This window comes from uncultured Bradyrhizobium sp., assembly GCF_964252615.1.
In the GTDB taxonomy this organism is placed as follows: domain Bacteria; phylum Pseudomonadota; class Alphaproteobacteria; order Rhizobiales; family Xanthobacteraceae; genus Bradyrhizobium.
Map to the genome: position 1 here is coordinate 19380 of NZ_CAXUNQ010000039.1, position 26811 is coordinate 46190.

Below are 26811 nucleotides of genomic sequence, written 5' to 3' on the forward strand. Positions count from 1 at the left end.
GGCGTCCATTCATTCAAGGCACTCTTTGCCCATGCGTATCGATATCTCGCTGCTGCCCGCGCTCGCCGCCGCCTTCATGCTGGTATTCGCCCGCATCGGCGCGATGGTGATGCTGTTGCCGGGGTTTGGCGAGACCAACATTCCGGTCCGCATCAAGCTTGCGATCGCGCTGGCGCTGACGCTGATCATCCTGCCGCTGCACCGCGCCGCCTACACCATCGATATGCAGTCGATGGCGCCGCTGATGGTGATGCTGGTGCACGAGATCGTCATCGGCGTGGTGCTCGGCGCCACTGCGCGGGTCACGCTGTCCGCGCTACAGGTCGCGGGCTCGGTGATCGCCCAGCAGCTCGGCCTCGGCTTCGTGACCGCCGTCGATCCGACCCAGGGCCAGCAGGGCCTCCTGATCGGCAACTTCCTCACCATTCTTGGCCTGACGCTGCTGTTTGCCACCGACACCCATTATCTGGTGATCGCCGCGCTCAACGACAGCTACGCGATCTTTTCGCCGGGCGAGTTGATGCCCAGCGGCGACATCGCTGCGCTCGCCACCCGCGCATTCGCCGCCGCCTTCAAGATCGGCGCCCAGCTGGCGGCACCTTTTCTGGTATTCGGCCTCGTGTTCAATGTGGGGCTTGGCGTGCTGGCGCGGCTGATGCCGCAGATGCAGGTTTATTTCGTCGGCGTGCCGCTCTCGATCCTGGCCGGCTTCCTGATTTTCGCCGCGGTGCTGGCGACGATGATGGGAACTTACATGGATTACGTCGTCAGCGTCATGCATCAATTGATCCCGCGGAGCTAAAACGATGGCCGACGAGAACGACGCCGCGGAAAAAACAGAGGATCCGACGCAAAAACGGCTGGATGACGCCCATGACCGCGGCGACGTCGCCAAGAGCCAGGAGGTCAACACCTGGTTCATGATCGCCGGTGCGACGCTGGTGCTGTCGACATTTTCCGGATCGATCGGCGGCGGCATCCTGCTGCCGTTGCGCAGTCTGGTGGCCAATTCCTGGATGATCCACGCCGATGGCCCAAGCCTGCTGGCGTTGGCGCAAAGCCTCGGAATGGCGGTGATCGCGGCCATCGGCGTCCCGCTGCTGCTGCTGATGATCGCGGCGGTCGCCGGCAACATGGTGCAGCACCGGCTGGTGTGGTCGGGCGAATCCTTAAAGCCCAAGCTGAGCAAGATCTCGCCGCTGGCCGGGGCCAAGCGGCTGTTCGGCAAACAGGCCGCGGTGAATTTCGCCAAGGGCATTTTCAAGCTGGCCGCACTTGGCGCGGTCATGACCGCGATCCTGTGGCCGGAGCGGCATCGGCTGGATGCGATGGTGCGGTTCGACCCGGCGTCAATTCTGGGCACGACCATCACCCTGATACTGCAGCTGATGGGCGCGGTGGTGGCGATGCTGGCGCTGGTCGCAATTGCGGATTATTTCTTCCAGTACCGGCAATGGTTCGAGCGCCAGAAGATGTCGCTGCGGGAAATGAAGGAAGAGTTCAAGCAGTCCGAAGGCGATCCGCACGTCAAGGGCCGGATCCGGCAGTTGCGTCATGCGCGCATGAAGAAGCGGATGATGGCCGCGGTTCCAAAAGCCTCGGTGATCATCACCAACCCGACCCATTACGCGGTGGCGCTGTCCTATGAGCGCGGCATGTCGGCGCCGATCTGCGTCGCCAAGGGCGTCGACATTATCGCGCTCAAGATTCGGGAAGTCGCGAAAGCCCACGATATTCCCATCGTCGAGAACGTAGCCTTGGCCCGCGCCCTGCACGCCACGGTGGAGATCGACGACGAGATTCCGGTCGAGCATTATCACGCCGTTGCCGAAATCATCGGCTATGTAATGGGGCTGAAGCGGGGGCTGTCGGGACGACGGGTTTGAAGTGTCCGCGACCCCGGCGCGACGCAGTGCTTCTTCGGCGCTGCTTTGCAGAACCGGGACCGTGGCAAAAGCCGGCGTTCGTTACGGCCCCGGCTCAGCAGCGCACCAGCGCGCTGCGCTGCGTCGGGGCGTGAAATCATGAAATAACCGCACGACATGCTTGCACCGGTGGGGCCGATTCAGGCACTCAGGAGTTATCGCGTCTGCGTGCGTTCCATCCATTTCAACAGGCCACCGCTCATCCGATGACCATCGAGCCCGACAACGATCTGCCACCATCCCCGGCGCATGAGCCGGCGCGGCGCAGCGGCAGTATCGTGCTGGTGCTGCTGGTCGCGGGCGCCATTGTCGCGGCGGCGGTTGCGTTCATGACCCTCGGCCGGGCGCAGGCGCAGCCTTATATCCTGGGGCTGCTGGCGCTGCTGGCAATGGTCGGGCTGTTCAACCTGTTCGCGTTCGCAGCCGGCATCGTTCGTTTTGCCGACCGCATTGCGGACGATCCGATCATGCGGCCGATTGCCGATCACGCTTTCGACGGACTTGCGGTCACCGATTCGCGCGGCCATGTGGTCTACGCCAACGCCGCCTATCTTGCGTTGACCGGGGCCGCGACGCCGCAGGATGCCCGTCCGGTGGAGCGGGTATTTATCGGCAATCCCGACGTATCCGAAGCGGTGTTCCGCCTCTTGAAAGCCGCGCGCGAGGGAAAACGCCAGCAGGAGGAGGTCCGCGTTGCCGGCAGCGACGGCATGCAGGGCCGCTGGCTGCGGATGCGGGTCCGGCCGCTCGGCCGAAGCAAGCGCGAGATCAAATTCGCGGTGTGGTCGATTGCCGATATTACGCGGGATCGCGAGCGGCAGGAAGACGTGTTTCAGGAGTTGCAGCACGCCATCGAATATCTCGATCACGCGCCGTGCGGATTCTTCTCGGTCAATGCGGCCGGCAACCTCGTCTATGTCAACGCCACGCTGGCGAACTGGCTGGATTACGATCTGGCGGAGATCGGCAACGGCGGGTTGAAGCTGACCGATGTCGTATCCGGCGACGGCGCGTCGCTGCTGACCTCGATCGTGCCGGTGCCCGGCGAGGTCAAAACCGAAGTGTTCGACATCGATCTGCGGATGCGCGGCGGCAAGACCATGCCGGTGCGGCTCTATCACAAGCTGGCATTCGGCGCCGACGGCGTGCCCGGCGCATCACGGACGCTGGTGATCAGCCGAGCCCGCGACGAGCGGCTCGATCCGCAGCGCGCCGCTGAAGTACGCTTCATGCGGTTCTTCGATCATACCCCGATGGCGATCGCCACCGTCGACAAGGCAGGCGCGGTGGTGCGCGCCAATGCGCGCTTCGCCAAGCTGGCGCAGAACCTCGATGACGATGGCGGGGTCAGCAAATCGATTCTCGCCTCGGTGAACGATCGCGACCGCGGCCGGCTCGTCGCCGCGATCAACCAGGCCGCCGAAGGGCACGGCGACATTGCGCCGGTCGAGGCGATGCTCAAGGGGACCGGGGAACGCTGGGGGCAATTCTTCGTCACCGCGGTGGAGGGCGAGGAAAACGACAGCGAAGCGGCCATCGTCTATATGCTGGAAACCACCGAGCGGCGCCGGCTGGAGAGCCAGATCAATCAGGCGCAGAAGATGGAAACCGTCGGCCAGCTCGCCGGTGGCATCGCGCACGACTTCAACAACGTGCTGTCCGCCATCATGATGGCGAACGACTTCCTGCTCAACGCCCACAAGCCGACCGACCCGTCATTCCAGGACATTATGCAGATCAAGCAGAATGCCACGCGCGCGGCGACGCTGGTGCGGCAATTGCTGGCATTCTCCCGCAAGCAGACATTGCGGCCGCAGGTGCTCGATCTCCGCGAAGCGCTGTCGGACGTCGACCGCTTGCTGAAGCGGCTGATCGGAGAAAAAGTGGCGCTGGAAATCCAGCACGGACGCGACCTGTGGCCGGTGAAAGCGGATCTGTCGCAATTCGAGCAGGTGATCGTCAATCTAGCGGTCAACGCGCGCGACGCCATGCCGGACGGCGGCAGGCTGACGGTGCGCACCGCCAACGTTTCCGCCGAGGAAGCCGGAAAATTGTCCTATAAAGGCATGCCGCCGGCGGATTATGTGCGGATCGACGTCAGCGATACCGGCACCGGGATCGCGGCCGATATCGTCGACAAGATCTTTGAGCCGTTCTTCTCGACCAAGGACGTCGGCAAGGGCACCGGGCTCGGGCTGTCGACGGTGTACGGCATCGTCAAGCAGACCGGCGGTTTCGTCTATGTCGATTCCGAAGCCGGCCGGGGTACCTCGTTCCGTATCTTCCTGCCGCGGCACCATGCCGAACAGGAGGTGCAGCCGGAGGCCGCTGTCAATGGCGCTGCAAAAGAGCAGCCGGAAGCCAAACGCGCCGCTGACCTGACCGGGCAGGGCACCATTCTGCTGGTCGAGGACGAGGACGGGCTGCGCTCGCTGAATGCGCGGGGTTTGCGCTCGCGCGGCTACAGCGTGATCGAGGCGGCCAACGGCGTCGAAGCCATGGAAGCGCTGGAAGAAAAGAACGGCGCGGTCGATCTCGTCGTCTCCGACGTGGTGATGCCGGAGATGGACGGGCCGACGCTGCTGAAGGCGATGCGCGCGCGCAATCCGGATCTGAAGATCATCTTCGTCTCGGGCTACGCCGAGGACGCCTTTGACAAGAGCGTGCTGCGGGACGACGAGCAGTTCGCGTTCCTGCCGAAACCGTTCGCGCTCAGCGCGCTGGTCGAGAAGGTCAAGCAGACCATGGCGCCGGGGTGATACGCGCCGACGCTGCCGCATTGCGTCGTCTCCGCGCAGGCGGGGACCCACATGCTTTGTCGTCTTGTTTGATGAACGCCGTTACAACGATGCGCGCTACCCATTAACGCCAGGGGTTATCGGTCACCGCTGCGCGGGACGACTGTTTCCGGCGGTATCGCCGCCCGCCCGCGACCGAGCGCCGCAGCCCTGCGTCGTCATGGGCGCTTCACTTTTGGGCAGGGGTGCCCATGTTAGGAGCGCTTCCCCCTGCCGGGGAATGAGGGAAAACCGATGAATTTCACGCAGCGCACACGCGGCATCGTCAAGATGATCGCCGTCGTTCTATCGTTGGCGTTACCACTGATGCTCGCGATCTCCGCGGCCGACGCCCGGATCGGCGGCGGCAGCAGCTCGGGCTCGCGAGGGTCGCGGACCTTCTCGGCGCCGCCTAGCACCTCGACCGCGCCGAATGCGGCGCAGCCGTTCAATCGCACCATGACCCAGCCGGGCAGCCCCGGAATGGGCGCAGGTGCGGCCACGGCCGCCAGGGGCGGTTTCTTCAACCGGCCCGGCATGGGCATGCTCGGCGGCCTCGCCGCGGGCTTCCTCGGCGCCGGCCTGCTTGGCATGCTGTTCGGTGGCGGCATGTTCGGCGGCCTTGGCGGACTGTCGTCGATCTTCGGGCTGATCCTGCAGATCGGCCTCATCATCGTTGTGGTCCGGCTGGCCATGAATTGGTGGCAGCGCCGCAACGCGACGGCTTCGGCCTATGCCGGCCCCGCGTCTGGACCGGCCGCGGGGCCGGGTCCGCTGGCCAGTTTACGCACCGGCTCCGGTTTTGGGCTGGGATCAGGCAGCGCGCCGCTCGAAATCGGGCCTTCCGACTACGAAGCCTTCGAACGCCTGCTGGGCGAAATCCAGGCCGCTTGGTCCAATGAGGATGTCGCCAAGCTGCATACGCTGGCGACGCCGGAAATGGTATCGTACTTCACCAAAGACCTTGCGGAGAACAAGGCCCGCAACGACCTCAACAAGGTTTCGGACGTCAAGTTGCTGCAGGGGGATCTTGCCGAAGCCTGGCGCGAAGGCGATACCGACTACGCCAGCGTCGCGATGCGGTTTTCGCTGGTCGACAAGACCATCGAGCGCAGCACCGGCCGCCTGGTCGGCGGCAGCGAGCAGCCCACCGAGGTCACCGAAGTATGGACCTTCGTGCGGCCGCGCGCAGCAAGCTGGGAACTTTCGGCCATTCAGCAGGCTTGAGCCTGCCTGATGGTCTGAATATGAGGCGCCGCGACGAGCTCGCGGCGCCTTTTGATTTGACGCCGCCGCACCGTGGTTGCAGCTCGGTGCGGCGGGAATAATGTCTGGTAATGCGTGTTGATATTGGGCATGCCCGTCGGTCAACGAACCGGCGGATCAGAACAAATCGGGAGGAATATGATGTTTTCAGTTCGCAGAATGGTTTCCCGCGCGTGCCTCGCCGCCGCAGTCGCCGTCATCTCGACAGGCGCTTATGCGCAGGGCGCCGGCACCACATTCTTCCTTACCAGCACCGGCATCGGCAACGGTGCCAATCTCGGCGGCCTTGCGGGTGCGGACAATTATTGCCAGACGCTGGCGCAGGCGGCGGGCGCCGGTGCAAAGACATGGCGCGCATATCTGTCGACCCAGGCCGCCGACGGCAAGCCCGCGATCAACGCGCGCGACCGCATCGGTCAGGGTCCGTGGCAGAATGCCAAGGGCGTCGTGGTCGCCAAGGACGTCGCCGAGTTGCACGGCGCCAACAACCTCACCAAACAGACCGCGCTCAGCGAAAAGGGCGACGTCATCAACGGCCGCGGCGACACCCCGAACTGCCATGACGTGCTGACCGGATCGCAGCCGGACGGCACCGCATTCGCAGGCGCCGACGACCGCACCTGCAAGAACTGGACGAGCAGCACGCAGGGCTCGGCAATGGTCGGCCATTCCGACCGTATCGGACTTCGCGACGACGATGCCTCAAAGTCCTGGAACTCGTCGCATCCTTCACGCGGACCCGACGGCGGCTGCTCGCAGAACGACCTGAAGAGCACCGGGGGCGACGGGCTGATGTACTGCTTCGCCGCAAATTGAATTGTCGCAGGTGCGTGAACGCCCCACCATCCGATTGCGGTAGGTGAGGTGGGTTTCGCTTGCGCTCACCCCACCCTACGCCGCGCGGTTGTCTCGGCATCGAGAGCGATTTCAAAAGCCGCCGCCGCCGCGATCGCGCCGGATAATTTCGCCAATGCGACGGGCTTTGCGAACAGAAAGCCCTGGCCTTTGGCGCACCCTTCCTGCGCCAGGAAATCCCACTGCGTCTCGGTTTCTATGCCTTCCGCAAGCACGGGGATGCCGAGGCTGCGCCCCAGCGTCAGTACGGTGCGGACGATTGCCGCCGCCGCGGCGTCGGCAGGCAGCCGCTTTACAAACGACTGGTCGAGCTTGATCTTGTCGAATGGAAATGCATGCAGCATCGCAAGCGACGAATAGCCGGTGCCGAAGTCGTCCATCGCAATCGATATGCCCATCGATTTCAGCTTGCGCAGGATGTGCAGGCCGCGGGCCTGGTCCGACATCAAGGTGGATTCCGTGACCTCGACCTCGAGCCGTTTCGGCGACAGTCCGGTTTCGATCAGGATGGCGTGGATTTTTTCGGCAAGGTCATCGCGGCTGAACTGCACCGGCGACAGATTGACCGCTATCGTGCCAGGGATTTTGCCTGCCGCCGCGTCGCGGCAGGCGGTGCGCAGCGCCCATTCGCCCATCGGGATGATCGCTTCGGTTTCCTCCGACAGCGGGATGAATTCCGCCGGCGAGATCATGCCGCGGCTGGGATGGCGCCAGCGCATCAAGGCTTCGGCGCCGCAGACCTTTCCGTCATGGAGCGATGCCTGCAGTTGATAATGCAGTTCGAGCTCGCCGCCCGCGGTCGCGGTCAGCAGGTCGCGTGCCAGGGCGCGCCGGTCGCGCGCGGCATCGTCCATCTCGCGCTGATACTTCGTGATCAACCCACGCTGTTTGCTTTTTCCCCGGTGCATCGCGAGCTTGGCGTTGCTCAATAGCTGGTCGCGTTGCGGCGTATCGGTCGGAAAGATCGAAAACCCGATCGAGGTGGTGAGGGCGACCGGCCGGTCATGGAGCTGGAATGGCAGGTCAAACACGGCGGCGATGCGTTCGGCGAAGGCCTGCGCGTCGTGGGGGTGATTGCCGGACATCTGCAGCCCCAAAAACTCGTCGCCGCCCTGCCGCGCCAGGAATTCGCCGGGGCCGAGCAGCCGGCGCATCCGGTCTGCGGCTTCGATCAACAGCAGGTCGCCGGCGCTGTGGCCGAACACGTCGTTGACGTCCTTGAAACCGTCGAGGTCAATCGAGAACGCAGCGACCTGGTGCGCCAGTTCGTGCGCTTCGGCCAATGTGAACGCCAGCCGTTCGTTGAACGCGATACGGTTCGGCAATCCTGTCATGCTGTCGTTGAACGACAGCTGGTTGATGCGGTCGGCCGATTCCGTGCGCGTGCGCAGGTCGACGACATACGTCGAAAAACCGCTGCCCATCACCAGCAGCACGGCGCCGACCGCGCTGATGCCGAGCATGTAAGCGGGGATCAGGTATCCCGGCAGCGTCACGGAAGGATCGGGGATCGTGCTGGACGCTGCTGTCAGCGTATAATGCATGGCGCAGATCATGAAGGCCATCACGATCGCCGCACCATGACGGCAATATCGCGTCACCGGGCGATTGGCCCGATTGACCGAGAGCGCACTGAGGCTGAGGCCAACAATCAATGTGAGGCCGACGCCCCACGGGTTCCAATGCGTGGTGCCGGCGACATGCCAGCCGCTCAGCCCGACATAGTGCATGGCGAGCAGGCCGACCCCCACGACCAGTCCACCCAGTTCCGGCGCCAGTGCCGGATATGGCCGGCTGCCGATCTGGAAGCCCAGGAGGCAGGCGACGATGGCGATCACCAGCACGGCGGCGGTTGCCAGCGGCTCGAAACCGCTGTCAAGCGAGGGATCGAGCGCGAGAATCGAGATGAACGTCGATGCCCACAGCGCGACGCCGGTGCCGACCGACGCCATGAACAGCCAGCCATAGCGCGTCGGACCTTGGGTCGCGCGGGCGCGCGCGAAATGCCGCATGCCGACCCAGGTGCCGAACAGGCAAACCGAGCCTGCCGCGGCGACAAGCAACTGGTGATAGGCAAAAGCGAAACCGGTATCCGGCGGCATGACGCGTGCTTCCCCCTGCTGGATTACGTAACAAACCTAAATCTTAAGCCTGGGTATTGCGGCGCATTCATCTTGTCTGGAACCGGCGCTTTACCGAATAGCGTTGAGATTCCGTAAGTATGTCGCGGCTTCCTTTCGGAGTTCGATCTATAACGGTGGTTTCGAACGAATGGCTTAACGACCCGTTAAACCCGTTCGGGCTGCGCGACGCCCAGGAGGTCCTGCATGCGCTACCGACTCTATTACTGGCCGGGCATCCAGGGCCGTGGCGAATATGTCCGGCTGGCGCTGGAAGATGCCGGCGCCGGCTACGACGATGTGGCGCGCGGCGCCGGCGGCATGGCGGCGATGACCGGGATGATGGCGGCCGCCGGCACGCCACCGTTCGCGCCGCCGTTCCTCAAAGCCGGCAAGCTGGTGATCGCACAGACCGCCAACATCCTGCTCTATCTGGGCGCGCGCCACGGCCTTGCGCCGAAGGCGGAAGCAGGAAAGCTGTGGGTGCACCAACTGCAGCTCACCATCGCGGATATGGTGCTGGAAATTCACGACACCCATCATCCGCTGGGGCCGTCGCTGTATTACGAGGACCAGCGCGGGCCGGCGAAAAAACGCACCGACGAATTCTGGAACGAGCGGGTGCCGAAATATCTCGGATATTTCGAGCGCCTGGTGAGCGACAGCGGCGGCACCTTTACCACCGGGCGCCGCGCGACCTATGTCGATCTCTCGCTGTTGCAGATCGTAGAGGGACTGCGCTACGCGTTTCCCAAGCGCATGGCGAAATTCGAGCGCAGGATTCCGAGGCTGGTGGAACTGCGCGACCGCGTCGCCGTGCGGCCCAACATCAGGGCCTATCTCGAAAGCGACCGCCGCATTCCCTTCAACGAAGACGGTATCTTCCGCCGCTACAAGGCGCTGGATATTTAGATACTCCTCATTCGGGCGCGCCACTTGGCGCGAATCCGGAATCCGGCACCGCGTACTGCTCTGGATTCCAGGTCGCGCTCGGCGGGCCCCGGAATGAAGGCTACATGCTTCTTCCATCGATCGGCGTCATCTGCAATTTTGCCAGTTCGATGCCGTCGATGCAGCTTACGTTCAACGCCACCATTTCGGTGCCGTCCGGCCTGCGGCCGCGTGCGAATACCTCGACGCCGCAATCGGCGCAAAATTGGTGCCGGATCACGTGCTTGTTGAACAGGTACTCTTTCAAATTCTCCTCGCCGGCGCGCAACTGAAAACGTTTCGGCGCCACGAACGTGAAATGCAGGCCTTTCTTGGTGCAGATCGAGCAGTTGCATGCGGTCACCGTGGCAAGATCGCAGGTGCATTCGAACCGCACCATGCCGCAATGGCAGCCGCCGGTGTAGGTTTTTGCGTCGGGCATCGCCGGCCTCCAGGCAATTTGTTGCTTGCGGTACTAAATCCCGGATTGCAGTCCGGTTCAACTTCTCACCGATGGGCTGGTTGCAGCATTGACGGGCGTCGCGGGAGGAACGCCTATCCCGGCTTGCGGAGTGCTGCATCGGATCCGGGATAGATCCTCACTCGTCCTTGCGCCGAGAAATGGCGATCGCGGCGTCGGTCTTGGTGCGGTTGCATACCATGTCGAGGCGGCGATAGCGGATCTTCACATTGTCGCCGCGGAAAATCCCCATCCGCTTGATGCAGCGGGTCGCGCCTTTCAGCGTGTTGTCCACCGGTACCGTGAACACGATCGCCGACGCCCGCGCCACCAAATCGTAAAACGCCGGCTTCGGCTTACGGCCATCGGCCTTGGCATAGAGTTCATTGCTGTAATCGCGGCCGCGGCAGCCCAGCGACAGCTCCTTGGCGTCCGGATGCGACAGGTAAACCACCCGTGCCGCGGTGATGCCGACCTTGAGGCCGTCGATCTGGCCCTTGAGCTGGCCCGCGATATCCTCGCAACGGTCGGCGCGGGCGGGGGAGGCGAGGGCGAAGGTCGCGAATAGCGCGAAGGCCGCTGCGGAAGACTGCGATCTGTATTTTTGCATGAATGTCATCGTCAAATTTCCTCGCCTGGAATCGTCATGCGCGGGCTCGACCCGCGCATCCGTCTAAAAAAGACTCTTCAGGAAGATGGGTTGCTGGGTCAAGCCCGGTACAGAATTGCATTGAAAACGCAGCTCTTCTTGGCGCATACAGGCGGGGTTCTTGATCTTATATGCCGCTGCCAGCTGAGTCTGCCATGAACGCCCCAACTCCGATCCCGTCCGCCGCCACCCCTGTACCGCCGTACAGACACACGCCCTTATTCCCGCTCGGCGCCGACACCGCGCCCTACAAGAAAATCACTACCGATGGTGTCCGCGTCGAAAAGGTGCTCGGCCGCGAGATGCTCGTAGTGTCGCGCGAGGCGCTGCGGGCATTGAGCGAGGCCGCGTTCGGCGATATCAACCACTACCTCAGGCCGGGGCATCTCAGGCAGTTGCGCTCCATCCTCGACGATGCGGAGGCTTCCGACAACGACAAGTTCGTCGCGTTCGATTTTCTGAAGAACGCCAACATCGCCGCCGGCGGCGTGCTGCCGATGTGCCAGGACACCGGCACCGCCATCATCATGGGCAAGAAAGGCTGCAACGTCATCACCGACGGCGACGACGAGGCGGCGTTAAGCGAAGGCGCGCGCGACGCTTATCTGCGGCGCAATCTGCGCTACTCGCAGGTGGCGCCGCTGTCGATGTATGAGGAGAAAAATACCGCCAACAACATGCCGGCGCAGTGCGAGATCTATGCCGAAGGGGATGACGCCTACAAGTTCATGTTCATGGCCAAGGGCGGCGGAAGCGCGAACAAGAGCTTTTTGTTCCAGGCGACACCGTCGGTACTGACCAGGGACCGGCTGCTCGCCTTCCTGAAGGAAAAAGTGCTGACGCTGGGCACCGCGGCGTGTCCGCCCTATCATCTCGCCATCGTAATCGGCGGTACCTCGGCCGAACTCTGCATGAAGACGGTGAAACTCGCCTCGGCCCGTTATCTCGATGCGCTGCCGACCCACGGTTCGGCGGACGGCAACGCGTTCCGCGATCTGGAAATGGAGCAGGAAATCCTGAAGATGACGCAGTCGCTCGGCGTCGGTGCGCAGTTCGGCGGCAAATATTTCTGTCATGACGTGCGGGTGATTCGGCTGCCGCGCCACGGCGCGTCGCTTCCGATCGGGCTCGGCGTGTCCTGCTCGGCGGATCGCCAGGTGCTCGGCAAGATCACCAGGGACGGCGTCTATCTTGAAGAGCTCGAACACAACCCGGCGCAATATCTGCCGCAGGTGGAGCAAACGCTCGGCGGCGAAGTGGTGAAGATCGATCTCAACCAGCCGATGAAGGAAATACTTTCGACGCTATCAAGGCATCCCATCAAGACAAGACTGTCGCTTACGGGCACCATGATCGTCGCGCGGGATTCGGCGCATGCCAAACTGCGCGAGCGGCTGGAAAAGGGCGAACCGCTGCCGGATTATTTCAGGAACCATCCGGTCTACTATGCCGGGCCCGCCAAGACGCCGGACGGCTACGCCTCCGGCGCGTTCGGGCCGACCACGGCGGGCCGGATGGATTCTTTTGTCGACCAGTTCCAGGCCGCGGGCGGATCGATGGTGATGGTGGCGAAAGGCAATCGCGCGCCTGCCGTGCGCGAGGCCTGCAAGAAGCACGGCGGCTTCTATCTCGGCTCGATCGGAGGCGCCGCGGCAAACCTCGCCGAGCACTGCATCAAAAAGGTCGAGGTGGTGGAATATCCCGAACTCGGCATGGAAGCGACCTGGCGGATCGAGGTCGAGGATTTCCCGGCCTTCATCATCATCGACGACAAGGGCAATGATTTCTTCAAGGAGTTGAATTTGGGGTGAGGGGAGTTACGTGGAACAAAAACGCTCGTCATTGCGGGGCGCGCGAAGCGCGAGCTCGGAATCCATAACCACCACGGAGAGTATGGATTCCGGGCCCGCGCCAATAGGCGCATCCGGAATGACGGTGATAATGCAGGCTGCGTGCCCTCACGCCCGCGCCCCCTTGAATGGAAAGCTGCCCATCGCGCCGATGCCCATGTCGCCGCTGATGGTATCGCCGGCGACCTTGCCGGTAAACGCCAGCGTCAGCGGCATCGGATTGGTGATCGATATTTTCCAGGCGACGTTGTCGCCATTGACGGTGCCGTCGAAGATCGGGCCGGACTGGCCTTCTGCCCCCTGCGTGCCGGTCAGCGTGCCGCCGGAACTCTGCAGCGTCAGATCCGCTTTGCGCTCCCCCATCGGCGTGCTCATGGTGATTTTCCAGTTTCCGTCGACCGACATGGTATCTCCTTCGATAATCGTTGCTCGTGCATAGGCATGTCACAGCAACAGCCCGGCGCGCAAGAGGCGAGGGCGTCGCAGCCGCGATCAGGCGCGTGCGGCACGAATCCGGTTGGTGACCAGAATGCGGAACGCAGCATACTGGACGGCGAATGCCGCGATCTTGGCGCCGATCGCGACCACTGAGACGTAGAACGCCCACAGCTTGATGTCGCCGGTAGATGCCGCCGCGATCACGCCGAGGCCGAGCACGAACATCAGCGCCGCCCAAGCGTAGCCGGCGATGGTGACATATTCCGGGATCGTCTGGGTTACGATCGGCGGCATGTAGCGCAGCATCCAGCCGCGCTTCAGCATGATGGCGCCGATCGCAAAATGCGCGATCGAGGGCTTCGCCAGCACGAAGCGCGGATCGTTGGTCAGCAGCGTCGCGCTGCCAAGAACGATGACCAGCCCGAGACTCGCATAGGTCATGAAGCTTAAGCGCTCGTCCTTGACGCGGGCATAGACCACCTGCGCGATCGCGCCGGCGATGGCAACGCCGGTCGCGAGCAGGAGGTTGCCGGTGACGACGTACAACGCCAGGAAAACGATGGTGGAGAAAAAATCGGTGGCGAGCTTGGCGAAGACGTCTTTCATCGGCGGGTTCCTAACTGGCCATCGCGTTGGCGGCGGTCGGAGCGGCAGCATACTTGGCTTTCCGGTATTCAGGATACCATTTGGTGAAATAGCTGGCGCTGTTGCGGGCAGCAAAGGCGATCGCGAGGCCCGACCACAGCGGCAGGCTCGGGCTGTAGATCATCAGGACGTTTGCCGCCATCATCGCCAGGAACGCCGCGGTCCATGCCCAGGTGATGACGTAGTTCGCCGGCAGGAAGCCCGGCAGTTCGGCGGTTTCGGAATCGACCACCTCGCGGGCATATTGCAGGGTGAACGGGAAACCGAACGCGATCGACGCCAGCGAGATCGCGAACACACCGGCATCGATGCAGAGTTTTATCGCAGAGGTGCCGAGGCCGGGATCGACCAAAGCGACATAGCAGCCCAGGGCGCCGAACAGCACTACCGACGCCGCGCCGAGCAGCTTGATCGAGCGGCCGCGCACGACGTCGTAGCCGATGACGGCAAGGCAGATCGCGGCGGAAGTGAACAGGCTGACCGGCGCCGAGGCCATCAGCATCAGCAGGGCGAAAGCACCGAACGGAGCAAGGATCAGAAAGATGGTCATGGCGTGCCTCACGGGGCCTGTTATCTTTACGTTGTAAAGATGTGTTTAAGCTTTACTCGAGGCGGGGTCAACGGAAATCTTGACAATGTCAAAATAACGGGCGTGTTTCAAAATGTGTAATAATTACAATGCTTTTCACTACGATCGGCGATTATGGATTCCGGGCCTGCGCCAAGTGGCGCATCCCGGAATGACGATGATGTTTGACTTCATCACGCTGCACTGACCCAATTGCCGTGAAATCCGTCCGGAACGCGGCTGCCGAGCTGCACCAATGCCGTGGGACCCGCCCCAACATCGCAGGCGTTGAAGACCGCAAGGTCGCTGCGGTTTTCCGGCGCGCGCCAGACCACCGCCAGCAGCCAGCCATCGCCCTCGGCGGCGTCAGGTCCGCGCGCGACGAATACCGGCTCGGAAATGGTGTCGCCGGCGGGTAGCAGATACTGCCCGAGCCGCGATCCACGGCCGTCGACATGCACCACGCCGGACAGCGCGCCGAATATCGGCAGGCCGGGATTGGCGCAGGCGTACCAGCCGTGTTGGCTGGCAAGGCCGGCGCGGCGGTCGTCGATGCGCGGAAATTCGCCGGTGACGTCGTCGAGATAGGTCTGGGTGAAGCAATCGGTATTGCCGGCTAGGTCAAAGGTCCAGCGGCACAAGCGCGCGCGCGACTTGTTCGGATCGGTCCGCGAGCCATCGGGATGGGTGAACAGCGGCGCTTCCTCGAACTGCATCACGTCCGCGATGATGCGGTCGCCGTCTTCCCAGGCATTCATGACATGGAACACGTAACAGCTTTCGGCGCGGAACCAGGCGATATCGCCGGCGGTGCCGTTGCGCTTCATCAGGCCGACATAGCCGCCCTTGTCGGGCTCCCAGGCATAAGCTGGCCGCCCGCGCCTCGCGCGCTCCATGCTGCCGGTGACGGGGAGGATCGGGAACAGCAGATGGTTCTCGGTGACGATGAAGTCATGCACCATGCTGGCATAGGGCGTCTCGAAACGATCGAATCTGGTGACGATGCCGGAGGCATCGACGGATCCGAACGAGAGCAGGGGGGTGAACGGGCCGCCGGCGTTATATCCGAAGAACATCATCTCGCCGGTAACGGGATCGATTTTCGGATGTGCGGTGAAGGGGCCGGCGATGCGATTGTCGTAATTGGTGGTGCCCAGCGTCTTCAGCGTGCCCGGCTCGATCTCGGTCGGCAGGTGGCCTTCCTCCAGCGCGAGCAGGCGTCCACCGTGAAAGATGATGTTGGTGTTGGCGACGCCGCCGTCCGCCGGCGTCGATGCCGGCGCGCCGGGAAGTTTCTGGCCGAACCCGCCGAACAGCGCGCGGCCGGCGTCATGCTCGGTCTGCCATTTCGTGGTGCGAACCCAGCGGTTGCGATAGCTGGCGCGGCCGTTTTCGAGATAAAAGGCATGCAGCATGCCGTCGCCAACGAACCAGTGCGCGCCGGGCGAATCGAATTGCGGATTGGGGCCGTTGCGATACAGCGTGCCGTTGAGTTCGCGCGGCAGTTCGCCCTCGATCTTGAGAAAAGCGGCGTCGGATTCAAACGGAATCGGTGCCAGATTGGTACGGGCCACATTGGTCGTCTGCTGCCGCATCGGTCGCTCCCATGGATCGATCTTTACATCGTAAAGATTATTGGACGAAGCCGGCATGGCGGTCAAGCGGAATCTTTACAGTGTCAAAATTGCAGCCTATAAGGCGCCCATGACAAAAGCGAATATCGGCCGCATCCGGACCCTTCGCCGCAAGGATGCGTCGAACCGGAGAGCCGGCGGGCGAGGGACGGTTCGCCGCGCGGGCGCTGGCGAGGATCCGCCGTATCATCACGGCGATCTGCACGAGGCACTGCTGACGGCGGCCGAGAATGTGCTGGAACGCGACGGGCTGCAGGGTCTCACCCTTCGCGCGGTGGCGCGGGAAGCCGGCGTGTCGCATGCCGCACCGACCCATCATTTCGGCGACTTGACCGGCCTTCTCAGTGAACTCGCCGCGATCGGCTTTCGCCAGTTCAATGTCGCGATGGCCGCGGCGGATTCCCGCGGTCCGTCGCCGCTCGACAGGGCCATGGCCCGGGCAAAAGCCTATGTCGCCTATGCGCGCGCGCATCCCGGCATGTACGGGCTGATGTTCCGTACCGAGCGGCTCGACATGGCGCGGCCGTCGCTGCACGAGGCCGCAAATGCGTCGTTTGCCGGCCTCGCCGGTGCGATCGGCGCCAGCCGCCACGAACATATCACCGCCGAAACGCTGTCGCTGGATCAGGCCGCGGCCGTCGCGCGGGCGTGGTCGCTGGTGCACGGCTTTACCATGCTGCTGCTGGACGGCCGGCTGACCGATATCCTGCATCGCCTGCCCGAGGGTACCGAGGCCGAAACACTGCTTGATGCGATGCTGCGATCGATGGGCCGGCCTGGGGCGTGAGTACTTCGCGACGCGCGGGCAAGGCCGCCCGCGGCAGGACTTACGGCGACGCCAGGCAGCCACTAGCGCGATCAGCGTTCATTCCGTAAAAGTCGAGCGCAGAAGCTAAGCGGCATCGTTCCAACGAACATCGGGAGGAAATAGCAGGATGTTTTCGCATATCATGATCGGAACCAACGACCTGGACAAAGCCAAGTCGTTTTATGACGCGCTGCTCGGCCCCCTCGGCGTCCCGCCTGGGCGGGTCGACCGCCAGCGCATTTTCTATCGAACCAAGACCGGCACCTTCTCGGTGTCGAAGCCGATCGACGGCAAACCCGCAACCCCGGCAAATGGCGGCACCATCGGCTTCATCGCCGAGTCGGCGGAAGCGGCCGACGCGTTTCATGCGGCCGGTATCGCGCACGGGGGAAAGACCTGCGAAGACCCGCCGGGGATACGCGAAGGCAATGGAATGAAACTCTATATCGCGTATTTGCGCGATCCGGACGGCAACAAGCTGTGTGCCCTGCACCGGATGCCTTCAGCATGAACCAGCAATTCGACCGCGCCGCCGAAGATCTCGGCAACTCGATTCATTTCGAGCATGTCAATGTCCAGGTGCCAGATCAGCGCCTGGCGTCGCTGTTCTATGTGGCCGGGCTGGGACTTACCCGCGATCCCTACGTGATGGTGTCCGACAGCAACATGTGGATCAACGTGGGCAGAAGCCAGTTTCATCTGCCCAGCGGCGAGGCTCAGGTGCTGCGCGGCTATACCGGTATCGTGATGTCGGGCCGCGAGGCGCTGCTTGCCCGGCTTGCGTCGGTCGCCAAAAAGCTTGACGGGTCGGCCTTCGCGTTCAGCGAACACAACGACTATGTTGAGGCGACGTGCCCGTGGGGCAATCGCGTGCGGTGCTACGAGCCGGACGCCGCACGGTTCGGACGCATCACGCTCGGCATCCCTTATGTCGAGTTTGACGTGCCGGTTGGGACCGCGCCGGGTATTTGCGCGTTTTATCGGCAGATCATGGGAATGCCGGCCGCGTTGCAGAACGGCGACGGTACGGTCGCGCAGGTGAAGACGGGCCGGGATCAGTATTTCCGCTTCCGCGAAACCGACCGGCCGCAGCCGGCCTATGACGGCCACCACGTGCAGATGTACATCACCGACTTTTCCGGGCCCTATCGACGGCTCGGCGAGCGCAATTTGATCTACAGCGACGACAATCAATACCAATATCGCTTCCGCGACATCGTCGAACCTGCAAGCGGCCGGCCTGTGTTCACGATCGAGCACGAGGTGCGCAGCGCCACCCACCCGATGTATCTGCGGCAACTGGTCAACCGCAATCCGGCGCAGACCAATCGCAACTACGCGCACGGTCACGACCAGTGGCTGTGGGCGATGGAGCCCGAACAATACGACGGACGATAGCGGCACCGTGCCGGTTCGCGAACGCACAAATCAATCGGCCGCGCGGGGACGGTCACGCGCGGTTTCATTCTGGAACCTTTGTTCATATCGGCGCGTTGCCGCTCAACAAACAAAACCGACGCCTCCGCATTGCGGGGCACTGGAGGATAGCCGTGGCCAAAAAGCCGAAACTGCTCAGCGACCTTTTCCACGACACGCTGAAAGATGTCTATTTCGCCGAAAACAAAATCCTGAAAACGCTGCCTAAAATGGCGAAGGCCGCGCAGTCGAAAGATTTGAAGGCCGCATTCGTCAAGCACGAGCGGGAAACGCGCGGCCAGATCAAACGGCTCGAACAGGTGTTCAGAATTTTGGGCAAGAAGCCGCAGGCCAAAAAGTGCGAAGCCATCATGGGCATTACCGACGAGGGCGCGGAGATCATGACCGACTACAAGGGCATGCCGGCTCTCGATGCCGGTCTTACCGCGGCGGCGCAGGCCGTCGAGCATTACGAGATTTCGCGCTACGGCACGCTCAGGACCTGGGCCGATGAGTTGGGCATGCCTGACGCCGCGGCGCTGCTGGAGGCAACGCTGAAGGAAGAAAAGGCGACGGACGCGGCGTTATCCACCCTTGCCAAGGCGGTGGTGAACGTCGAAGCCGAAGCAGAGATGTAATCGAGCACCGCCGCGCAGGCTGCTTTCCAGCACACGAAAGAGGCCGCCGAACGGGCGGCCTTTGGCTTTCGATTACACCGCGACCGCGCCTTGTGGGGGCCCGTCAGGCTCGCCGCTTGTTGCGGCTTATTTATAACCTGGTCAGCCGCCTTGGTTGCGCTGTCCCGCGCCCGCCCTTATGGTTTGTCACATATGGGCCGCAGCCAACAGGATCGCCCCATGCCGACCGCGGGTCTGGCTCCCCTCGACGACACCATAACGATTGATGAACTCACGCGCGATCCGTATCCGATCTACCGGCGCCTGAGACGCGAAGCGCCGGTATTACGGGTCAAATCCGTGGGCCGTACCTTCCTCACCAGGGCTGCCGACACCAGAATGGTGAAGGATAATGCCGCGCTGTTCAGCTCCGACGACCCCGACACGCCCATGAGGCGCGCCTTTCTTGCACGCACGCTGATGCGCAAGGACCATGAGGAGCACCGCGCCGAGCGCATGGCGATGATGCCGGCATTGATGCCCAAGACGATCGAATCGGTGTGGGCGCCGCTATATGCGAAACTCGCCGCGGCCTATCTCGACCGGCTGCCGCGCGGCGAAGTCGTCGATCTGTTTCCCGCCCTTGCCGGACCGCTTGCCGCGCGGATTCTGGCGCATGCAATGGGCGTTCCGGATGCGAGCGACGAAGCCATGCAGCGATGGTCGCAGACGCTGATCGACGGCGCCGGCAATTTCGGCTGGACGCCGGGACCTTTCGAAGCCACCGATATCGCCAATGCGGAAATGGACACATGCATCCGCGCCAACGCGACGCGCGTGGCCGCCGAGCCGGACTCATCGGCGCTCTCCTTCATGGTAAACGCGAACAATCCGATTCCGGAAAGCCAGATCATCGCCAACGTCAAGATCGCGATCGGCGGCGGCATCAACGAACCGCGCGACGCCTTGCTGACCATCCTCTACGGTCTGCTTACCCATCCGGATCAGCTTGAAGCCGTGCGCGCAGCCGGCCGGTGGCGTGCGGCCTTCGAGGAAGGCGTGCGGTGGGTGGCGCCGATCCAGGCGAGTTCTCGGCGGGTCATGGAGGACACTGAAATTCGCGGCTGCCGGATCCCGAAGGGCGACACCGTGATGACGATCCAGGCGTCGGCCAACCGGGACGAGGAGGTGTTCGAAGACGGCGAGAACTACAATGCGCTGCGCGAGCCCAATCCTCACCAGGCTTTCGGCAACGGCCCGCACCATTGCGCGGGCGCGCAGTTGTCGCGGCGAACCGTTGGCGTCATCCTGCTGCCCATGCTGTTCGAGCGCTTCCCCAACATGACCTTGCCTGATCCGGCCGGCGTGCGCTGGCACGGATTCGGTTTCCGCGGCCCGCTCAATCTGCCGGTCCGGCTGCAATGACCTCCGGGCCGCGCTGGCTGGAGATTGTAGTCGGATTAGCCGGAAGCGTAACCCGCCAGTCGCCTCAACATGATGCAATACGCTTCGCTTTTGGGCCCTATGTGAGCTAGTTGCCGAGCTTGATGCCGGCATCCTTGATCACCTTCGCCCACTCCGGCGTCTCTTTCCTGATGACCGCTGCAAACTCGGCCGGCGTATTGCCGATTGGCTCCAGCCCAAGCTCATCGAACTTCCTGCGAACCTCCGGCATCGCCAGGGTTCTGACGGTCTCATCGTGCAATTTATCGAGAACGTCCTTCGGCGTGCCGGCCGGCGCGAGCAGGCCGAACCACGGCACGGCTTCGAAGCCGGGAAAGCCGGATTCCGCCATGGTCGGCAACTCCGGCGCCAAGCCTGAGCGCTTGCGCGAGGTGATCGCCAGCGCGCGCAATTTCCCTTCGCGCGCGAGCGGCAACACGTTCACGATATTGGCGAACGACATGTTGATGCGGCCGGCGAGCAGGTCGGGCATCAACGCCGTGCTGCCGCGATAGGGCACCGCTGCAATATCGACCTGCGCCATGTATTTGAACAATTCGGCGCCGAGATGCTGCGAGGTGCCCACGCCGGCATGCGCATAGGACAACTGGCCGGGCTGCGCCTTGGCGAGCGCCACCAGCTCCGCCACGGTTTTGACCGGCTGGTCGATTGGAACGGCGAGCACGTTTGCCGCGATGAACACCTGGGAGATCGGCGCAAAGTCCTTGACCGGATCGAACGGCAGTTTCTCGTAAAGGCTTGGATTGATGACGAGCGACGGGTTGCCGCCCATCAGCAGCGTGGTGCCGTCGGCTACCGCCTTGGCGACGCGATCGGTGGCGACGTTGCTGCCGGCGCCGGGAACGTTCTCGACCACGAACGGCGTGCCCCAGAGGTCCGAAAACCGGTCAGCAAGGATGCGCGCCGCAAGGTCGGGCGCGGTACCGGGCGTGAAGCCGACCAGGATTTTCACTGGGCGGTTCGGATAACCGGATTGCGCCGATGCCGCTTGCGCTATGAGCAGCACAAGCAACGCGGCGAACAGCTTCGCAACGAGCTTCATCGTTCCCTCCACGCCAGGGCTAAGGCTAAGCCGCCTCATCGCCCTTCCTCAACCCCATGTTTCTTTTCGTTCTGCTCGACAGACTATCGGACCTTTTGTCGCAATGCATCCGCGGTGGAGCTCATGCCCCCGGCTATCGCCGCCCCAGCATTTCGTCGCTGGGCCTTACGTCCTGCGAGCGGCTGTAGATCGCGACCGCTGCGATCAGCACCAGGGTCAACACCGCGAATAGCGCGCGGTAAGCGGATTCACTGCGGGCGCCGCCGGACAGCGGTTCGAATGCGCCGACGATGATGCCGGACAGCGTCTGCATGCACGCGACGCCGAACATCACGCAGGTGTTGATGGTCGCGATGCCGCGCCCGATCAGGCGGTCCGGAATGGTGCCGCGGCCATGCGTCATGACCATGGTCGAGGAGGCCGAGAAGAAACCGATGCACAGAATCGCGCCGATTGGCACCCAGACCGGCGGATGCGACAGCAGCGCCAATGCCGCGAGGATGCAGATGATCGCCAGCGTCCCGCCGGCGGCGATCCGTTTGCGGGTGTTGAGCAGGCGGTCCAGCGGGCCGAAGGCGAGCATGCCGAGCTGATAGGCGATGACCGCGATGAGCAGGACGTTGCCGGCTTCGATCGGGCTCAGTCCATGAACCTCGCGCAGAAACGGGCCGCCCCACAAGCCCTGCACGGTGAAGGTGCAGGCATAATTACAAAAGTTCAGCGCCAGGATGGGCCGCAGCCGGGGGTTGCGCAGCACCTCCAAGAGCCCGTGCAGCATCTGGCGTGGCGGTTCCGGGGTGCGCGCCAAAAAGGGGTGGCCGGGCGGCGCATCACGTACCACCAGCCCGACCGCAACGGCAGCCAGCGCGGTGAAGACGACGGCGGCGCCGAACACGCCACGCCAGCCGATCGCCTGCGATGCCCAGGCCAGCGGAGTGGTGGCGACCAGATTGCCGAGCAGGCCGATGGACATCACCATGGCCGTGACGGTGGAAAAGCGGTCCGCGGGAAACCAGCGCGAGATCACCACCATGCTGCCGATCAGCATGACCCCGAAGCCGCAACCCATCAGCACCCGGCCCGTGAGCAGGATCGGCCAGCCCGGTGCCAGTGTGAAGACGGCGCCGCCGATCGTGGCGAGTACGAGCATGCCGGCCACGGTCCGGCGCGGGCCGAAATGGTCGAACAAAAAGCCGCAGGGGATCTGCGCTGCGGCAAAGCCGAAGAAGAAGGCGCCGGTCAGCGCGCCCAGCGCCTCCGGCCCGATCGCCAGATCGCGCATCAGATCGAGGCCGATGGTGACATTGGCGGCGCGAAAGAAATGGCTCGCCATATAGGCCGTGGCCAGCGTCGTGACGATGATCAGGCCCCGGCGGTGGGGAAATGGCTGCCGCTCGGTGGGTTCACCTTCGCCGGGACGACGCGCGAGCGCGCTGAAACCTCTCATTTCCCAAGCTGCGCGACCACGTTGAACCACAGGGTAATCGTCTCCGCATAGGAGGATGGTTCGGACGGTTGCTTGCGTACGGCGGTCTGCACCATGACGAGCTTCGAGGCCGGATCGACCAGGATGATCTGGCCGCGGATGCCGAGCAAAGCGAAACGCCGCGGTTCGCCCGGAACGAGCCAGACCTGGTATCCATAGCCGAAATACGGCGTGGCCGTTCCCGGCGCGAGATAGGCATTGCCGGGCTGCACGGTCGTCGCGTCCAGCACCCATTGCCGCGGTATGACCTGGCGTCCGTCCCATGCGCCGTCATGAGCGAGCAGCCGGCCGAGGCGCGCATAGTCCCGCAGCACGGCGTTGAAGCAGCAGAAGGTTATTTCCTGCCCGGTGCCGTCGATCGCCCATGATGCGTCGGACTCTGCGCCGATCGCCTGCCAGATCCTGTCACGAAGATAATCAGCCACGGGTTCACCGACGGCAGCCCGCAATACCAAACCCAGGATTTCCGTCTCGGCGCTGGCGTAGTGCCACTTGGTTCCCGGCGGAGCGACGCGCGTATTGAATCGTGCAACGCTGGCGACGGGGTCCTTGCCCGGCTCTTCAAACAGGTCGCGTGCGAGCCGGGCGATGTCGTCGGACCCGTCGTAGTTCTCGGTAAAGGAAACTCCCGACGACATGTGCAACAGCGCCCGGAGCGGCGTGCTTCCGTACTCGGTGTTGGCGAGGCCGGGAACGTAGGCCGAGACGGGATCATCGATCGACCTGATTTTGTTCTCCGCGACGGCGATGCCGATCAGCATCGCCGTTATCGTCTTTGCCATGGACTGCGACAGGAAGCGGTCTGCATCGGTGCGGGCGTACTGATAGTGCTCGACCAGAATCGTATCGTCCTTGGCGATCAGAAGCCCGGTTGCCGGATTGCGGCTGAGATAGTTTTCGATCGAGAAACGTTCTGATTTGAAATTGTAGAAGATCGGCGGTTCGGGTGCCCGCTTGAACAGCCATGGCGTCGCCGCGCGCTTTACCGGACGAGACGGAAACAGCTCACCGAAATGGCTGTAGGTCCACACGAGGTGACCGACCTGGCTGGCCGTCGCCCGGGTGCCGGGTGGAAAGCCCGCCGCGGCGCCGTAATCCGCCGCATCGGCGCCGGTGTCGGAAAATACCGGTTTCGGTACGCCGGCGCCATTGTTTCGCGTATCCGTTAGGTCCTGCGCATAAGCCGATGGCGGGCAACCGACGGCTGCGAGAACGAGCGTCAATGCCAGACCGAACAAGTGGCGCGTCATAGCTCTCTCCGCAACGGGATTGGATTCTTTATCCAAGGTAGGCAGCACGGGACTTCGACCCGGTACGTCCTACGGCGAACTGCAGCGAAATGTTAGATCAAATTCGCTCGGAATTGAAAGGGCAGCATGTACATTGGCGCGGTAATTGCGCCGCACGCCACCGCGCGGATTCATCCTCTCCGCAGTACGGAAATTGCAACCCTTGGCGCCGTCACGCGTTGGGCCGGATGGCAAGAACAACGCGCGCCCCATGGAAGCGGCCCAACCCGCGCAAACGCGCGGGGAAGGCATCCAAGCATCTTTCTCCCGCAAGGAAAGCCGCGGCGAAGGCGAGCGCCCGCCGCGCTGGCCGACCCTATCCCAACCTCGTGGATAATATGCGCATGGCGTCAAAGACAGGATCGAAGAAAAAATCCGCCGGGAAGAAGCAGGTCGGCCGCCGGAAGGCGGTTCATAACAAGGCTGCGAAAAAATCGTCGCGCAAGGCGCGTGACAAGGACCCGCGGGGCGGATTGACCGCGGCGGGACGGAAAACATTCGCGAAGAAGGACGGTTCGCATCTGAAGCCCGGCGTGCGCAAGGCGGTGTCCGACATGACGCCGGCGGAGATGCGCCGCAAGGGCAGTTGGGCGGTGCGATTCTACGGCCGTGCCAACCTGCCGCCGCTGGTCGATCAACGCGGTAAGCCGACGCGCCACGCATTGTCTGCCCACGCCTGGGGCGAGCCGGTGCCCCGGACGGCCGCTGCAGCCCGGCGCATCGCGGCGAAGGGGGAAAGATTGCTGGCACGATACCGCAGAACGAAGAAGAAAGCCTAGCACATGCGACGGCGGGGCGGGTCCGTCCGGCTGTTCAAGCTGGGGACGGATCGACAAGCCCGGGCGAAACACCTGACATTCCGGTGGAATCGTTTTAGAACAGCGTCTCCGTGATATCCTCCACCATCGAACAGCGCGTCAGTTCAGTCGATCATGCCTGCCATTTCATCGAACAAGCCTTACCGCATCGGCCGCTCCCGCACCGGACTCGGCCTTTTCGCAACAAAGCCGATCAAGAAGGGCACTAAAATCGTCCGCTATTTTGGTCCGCTGCTGGATTCCAGGAACAAGAAGCACGATGATATCGAAAACAAATATCTGTTCGAGCTGAATGGGCGCTGGACCATTGACGGTTCGGTGCGCAAAAACGTGGCGCGCTACATCAACCACGCCTGCAGGCCGAACGCGGAATCCGATGTCAGCGCCCGCAAGCGCAAGGTGGTGATCCGCGCCATCAAAAACATCGAGCCTGGCGACGAGATCAATTACGATTACGGCACCGACTACTTCAAGGCGTATCTGAAACCGATTGGCTGCAAGTGTGCCGCCTGCGAGAAGAAGCGTAAGAAGCTGCGCGCCGAACAACGCGAAAAGAAAAAACGCGCCAAGGCGAGGGCGGAGAAGAAGGCCGCCAGAGCCAAAGCCGAACTGAACGGCCGCGCGGGCGGCGCCAGGACGCTGAACCGCCACGGCGGAAGAGCCAAGGCCGCCGCGACATCCACGATTGCGAAGGCCAGGACTGCAGCCGCAAAGCGGCGCGCTTCGCTCAGTCCCTGATCACGGCGCTCGCTCGACGGTCCCGCGCCGAAATCGACGCGGCGGCGAGCGATCTGGTGTTCCAGATCCAGACCGCCGTTATGGCGTCGGGAGTGCATTCCGCGCCCCCGGGATGATGGCTTCCGCGATGCACTCTCTTGTGCGCTGTCCGCGGTCGGCTTATTTGTGGAGCTTCACGAGAAGGAGCCACCGATGAGCGCGCTAAAACCGCTTCAGGTCGATATCGTCTCCGACGTGGTGTGCCCGTGGTGCTACATCGGCAAGCGCCGCATCGAGAACGCGCTGGCGCTGGCAGGCGAGGTGCCGGTCGACATTCGTTGGCGGCCGTTCTTCCTCAATCCATGGGTGCCCCGCGAAGGCATCAGCCGCGACGAATATCTCACTGCCAAGTTCGGCTCGGTCGAAGCCTATAAAGGTATCGCGGGCCGCGTGGTCGCGGCGGCGGGTGAAGAAGGACTGACCTACCGGCCTGACCTCGTCAAGCGCCAGCCCAACACCACCGATTGTCACCGGCTCATTCACTGGGCGGAGCACGACCCATCCGGCGACAAGTCCTCCGCGATGAAGCAGCGCTTGATGGAATTGTATTTTAGGGAAGGCGGCGACCTTACCGATGCAAACGTGCTGGTGCAGGCGGCAGCCGCGTGCGGCATGGACGCGGACAGCGTGCGAAAGCGTCTTGCCACCGACGAGGACGTGGAGCTCATCTCGACGCAGGCAAGAGAAGCTTCCGACAAGGGCATCTCCGGCGTGCCGACCTTCGTCTTCGCCGGCAAATACGCTGTGTCCGGCGCCCAGCCGGCAGAGCAACTCGCGCGCGCGATCCGGCAGGTATCGGCGGAAGTGAATGCGCAGGCGGCCGAGTGAGTGAGCTTCGCCTTCGTCCCGCGGTTGACGCGACGCGGCGTGTGTTGCGGCGTGTTGCGATATCGCGCTCCCCGGGGCGCGTTCCCCGGACGCGGCGCAGCGCGCAGCCCTTGCGGAGCGGTGCGCTGCAGAGCCGGGGTCCCGGTTCT

Annotated in this window: 25 protein-coding genes; 15 read left to right on the forward strand and 10 right to left on the reverse strand. The window is 63.3% G+C overall.

Annotated features, from left to right (window positions below):
* Positions 1 to 31 precede the first annotated feature (31 nt).
* The 5 genes from fliR to ACFE72_RS17675 all read left to right on the forward strand — a co-directional run bounded on the left by fliR (position 32) and on the right by ACFE72_RS17675 (position 6784).
* Complete coding sequence (gene fliR, locus ACFE72_RS17655; RefSeq protein WP_375414415.1) at positions 32 to 802, forward strand: flagellar biosynthetic protein FliR; 771 nt, start codon at positions 32 to 34, stop codon at positions 800 to 802.
* A gap of 4 nt (positions 803 to 806) precedes the next feature.
* Positions 807 to 1886 (forward strand): flagellar biosynthesis protein FlhB, encoded by a 1080-nt coding sequence (gene flhB / locus ACFE72_RS17660; RefSeq protein WP_375414416.1) that lies wholly within the window; start codon positions 807 to 809, stop codon positions 1884 to 1886.
* Between the two features lie 245 nt (positions 1887 to 2131).
* Entirely contained in the window at positions 2132 to 4684 is a 2553-nt protein-coding gene (gene cckA, locus ACFE72_RS17665; RefSeq protein WP_375414417.1) for a cell cycle histidine kinase CckA, read from the forward strand.
* Between the two features lie 273 nt (positions 4685 to 4957).
* Positions 4958 to 5929, forward strand: coding sequence for a Tim44-like domain-containing protein (locus ACFE72_RS17670; protein WP_375414418.1), 972 nt, complete (start codon positions 4958 to 4960; stop codon positions 5927 to 5929).
* Positions 5930 to 6109: 180 nt separating this feature from the next.
* A complete protein-coding gene (locus ACFE72_RS17675; protein ID WP_375414419.1) occupies positions 6110 to 6784 on the forward strand; it encodes a lectin in 675 nt (224 codons plus the stop codon).
* Between the two features lie 65 nt (positions 6785 to 6849).
* On the opposite strand, the gene ACFE72_RS17680 is transcribed toward ACFE72_RS17675, so the two are convergent.
* Positions 6850 to 8925 carry a putative bifunctional diguanylate cyclase/phosphodiesterase gene (locus ACFE72_RS17680; protein ID WP_375414420.1) on the reverse strand — a complete coding sequence of 692 codons (2076 nt, stop codon included), beginning with the start codon at positions 8923 to 8925 and terminating at the stop codon, positions 6850 to 6852.
* Positions 8926 to 9150: 225 nt separating this feature from the next.
* On the opposite strand from ACFE72_RS17680, the gene ACFE72_RS17685 reads away from it, so the two are divergent.
* Positions 9151 to 9855 carry a glutathione S-transferase gene (locus ACFE72_RS17685; RefSeq protein WP_375414421.1) on the forward strand — a complete coding sequence of 235 codons (705 nt, stop codon included), beginning with the start codon at positions 9151 to 9153 and terminating at the stop codon, positions 9853 to 9855.
* Between the two features lie 100 nt (positions 9856 to 9955).
* On the opposite strand, the gene ACFE72_RS17690 is transcribed toward ACFE72_RS17685, so the two are convergent.
* Positions 9956 to 10315, reverse strand: a complete 360-nt coding sequence (locus tag ACFE72_RS17690) for a GFA family protein (protein WP_375414422.1) — start codon at positions 10313 to 10315, stop codon at positions 9956 to 9958.
* A 157-nt stretch (positions 10316 to 10472) separates the two neighbouring features.
* Complete coding sequence (locus tag ACFE72_RS17695; protein WP_375414423.1) at positions 10473 to 10952, reverse strand: hypothetical protein; 480 nt, start codon at positions 10950 to 10952, stop codon at positions 10473 to 10475.
* A 185-nt stretch (positions 10953 to 11137) separates the two neighbouring features.
* Here ACFE72_RS17695 and ACFE72_RS17700 point away from each other — a divergent pair, with 185 nt between their 5' ends.
* Positions 11138 to 12793, forward strand: a complete 1656-nt coding sequence (locus ACFE72_RS17700) for a fumarate hydratase (protein ID WP_375414424.1) — start codon at positions 11138 to 11140, stop codon at positions 12791 to 12793.
* Between the two features lie 147 nt (positions 12794 to 12940).
* Here the strand turns inward: ACFE72_RS17700 and ACFE72_RS17705 are convergent, their stop codons facing one another.
* The 4 genes from ACFE72_RS17705 to ACFE72_RS17720 all read right to left on the reverse strand — a co-directional run bounded on the left by ACFE72_RS17705 (position 12941) and on the right by ACFE72_RS17720 (position 16078).
* On the reverse strand, positions 12941 to 13237 hold the full coding sequence (locus tag ACFE72_RS17705; protein ID WP_375414425.1) for a hypothetical protein: 297 nt from the start codon (positions 13235 to 13237) through the stop codon (positions 12941 to 12943).
* Positions 13238 to 13324: 87 nt separating this feature from the next.
* The gene (locus ACFE72_RS17710) at positions 13325 to 13876 is read right to left on the reverse strand and encodes an inner membrane-spanning protein YciB (RefSeq protein ID WP_375414426.1); all 552 of its coding nucleotides are present in this window, start codon (positions 13874 to 13876) and stop codon (positions 13325 to 13327) included.
* A 10-nt stretch (positions 13877 to 13886) separates the two neighbouring features.
* Positions 13887 to 14465, reverse strand: coding sequence for a hypothetical protein (locus tag ACFE72_RS17715; RefSeq protein ID WP_375414427.1), 579 nt, complete (start codon positions 14463 to 14465; stop codon positions 13887 to 13889).
* Between the two features lie 212 nt (positions 14466 to 14677).
* Entirely contained in the window at positions 14678 to 16078 is a 1401-nt protein-coding gene (locus ACFE72_RS17720) for a carotenoid oxygenase family protein (RefSeq protein ID WP_375414428.1), read from the reverse strand.
* A gap of 109 nt (positions 16079 to 16187) precedes the next feature.
* Between ACFE72_RS17720 and ACFE72_RS17725 the strand changes: the two genes are divergently transcribed.
* From ACFE72_RS17725 to ACFE72_RS17745, 5 genes are all read left to right on the forward strand, one after another.
* Complete coding sequence (locus ACFE72_RS17725; protein ID WP_375414429.1) at positions 16188 to 16904, forward strand: TetR/AcrR family transcriptional regulator; 717 nt, start codon at positions 16188 to 16190, stop codon at positions 16902 to 16904.
* A 148-nt stretch (positions 16905 to 17052) separates the two neighbouring features.
* A complete protein-coding gene (locus tag ACFE72_RS17730; RefSeq protein WP_375414430.1) occupies positions 17053 to 17436 on the forward strand; it encodes a VOC family protein in 384 nt (127 codons plus the stop codon).
* Entirely contained in the window at positions 17433 to 18323 is an 891-nt protein-coding gene (locus ACFE72_RS17735) for a hypothetical protein (protein WP_375414431.1), read from the forward strand. Before ACFE72_RS17730 ends, ACFE72_RS17735 begins: the two co-directional genes overlap by 4 nt.
* A 152-nt stretch (positions 18324 to 18475) precedes the next feature.
* Positions 18476 to 18979, forward strand: coding sequence for a ferritin-like domain-containing protein (locus ACFE72_RS17740; RefSeq protein WP_375414432.1), 504 nt, complete (start codon positions 18476 to 18478; stop codon positions 18977 to 18979).
* Between the two features lie 219 nt (positions 18980 to 19198).
* On the forward strand, positions 19199 to 20383 hold the full coding sequence (locus tag ACFE72_RS17745; protein WP_375414433.1) for a cytochrome P450: 1185 nt from the start codon (positions 19199 to 19201) through the stop codon (positions 20381 to 20383).
* A gap of 106 nt (positions 20384 to 20489) precedes the next feature.
* On the opposite strand, the gene ACFE72_RS17750 is transcribed toward ACFE72_RS17745, so the two are convergent.
* From ACFE72_RS17750 to ACFE72_RS17760, 3 genes are all read right to left on the reverse strand, one after another.
* A complete protein-coding gene (locus ACFE72_RS17750) occupies positions 20490 to 21464 on the reverse strand; it encodes a Bug family tripartite tricarboxylate transporter substrate binding protein (protein WP_375414434.1) in 975 nt (324 codons plus the stop codon).
* A gap of 133 nt (positions 21465 to 21597) precedes the next feature.
* The gene (locus ACFE72_RS17755) at positions 21598 to 22911 is read right to left on the reverse strand and encodes an MFS transporter (RefSeq protein ID WP_375414435.1); all 1314 of its coding nucleotides are present in this window, start codon (positions 22909 to 22911) and stop codon (positions 21598 to 21600) included.
* Positions 22908 to 24200 (reverse strand): serine hydrolase domain-containing protein, encoded by a 1293-nt coding sequence (locus tag ACFE72_RS17760; protein WP_375414436.1) that lies wholly within the window; start codon positions 24198 to 24200, stop codon positions 22908 to 22910. Before ACFE72_RS17760 ends, ACFE72_RS17755 begins: the two co-directional genes overlap by 4 nt.
* A gap of 383 nt (positions 24201 to 24583) precedes the next feature.
* Between ACFE72_RS17760 and ACFE72_RS17765 the strand changes: the two genes are divergently transcribed.
* From ACFE72_RS17765 to ACFE72_RS17775, 3 genes are all read left to right on the forward strand, one after another.
* A complete protein-coding gene (locus tag ACFE72_RS17765) occupies positions 24584 to 25018 on the forward strand; it encodes a DUF6321 domain-containing protein (RefSeq protein ID WP_375414437.1) in 435 nt (144 codons plus the stop codon).
* A gap of 153 nt (positions 25019 to 25171) precedes the next feature.
* Positions 25172 to 25795 (forward strand): SET domain-containing protein, encoded by a 624-nt coding sequence (locus tag ACFE72_RS17770; RefSeq protein ID WP_375414438.1) that lies wholly within the window; start codon positions 25172 to 25174, stop codon positions 25793 to 25795.
* A gap of 192 nt (positions 25796 to 25987) precedes the next feature.
* Positions 25988 to 26662, forward strand: coding sequence for a DsbA family oxidoreductase (locus tag ACFE72_RS17775; protein ID WP_375414439.1), 675 nt, complete (start codon positions 25988 to 25990; stop codon positions 26660 to 26662).
* The last annotated feature ends 149 nt before the right edge of the window (positions 26663 to 26811 follow it).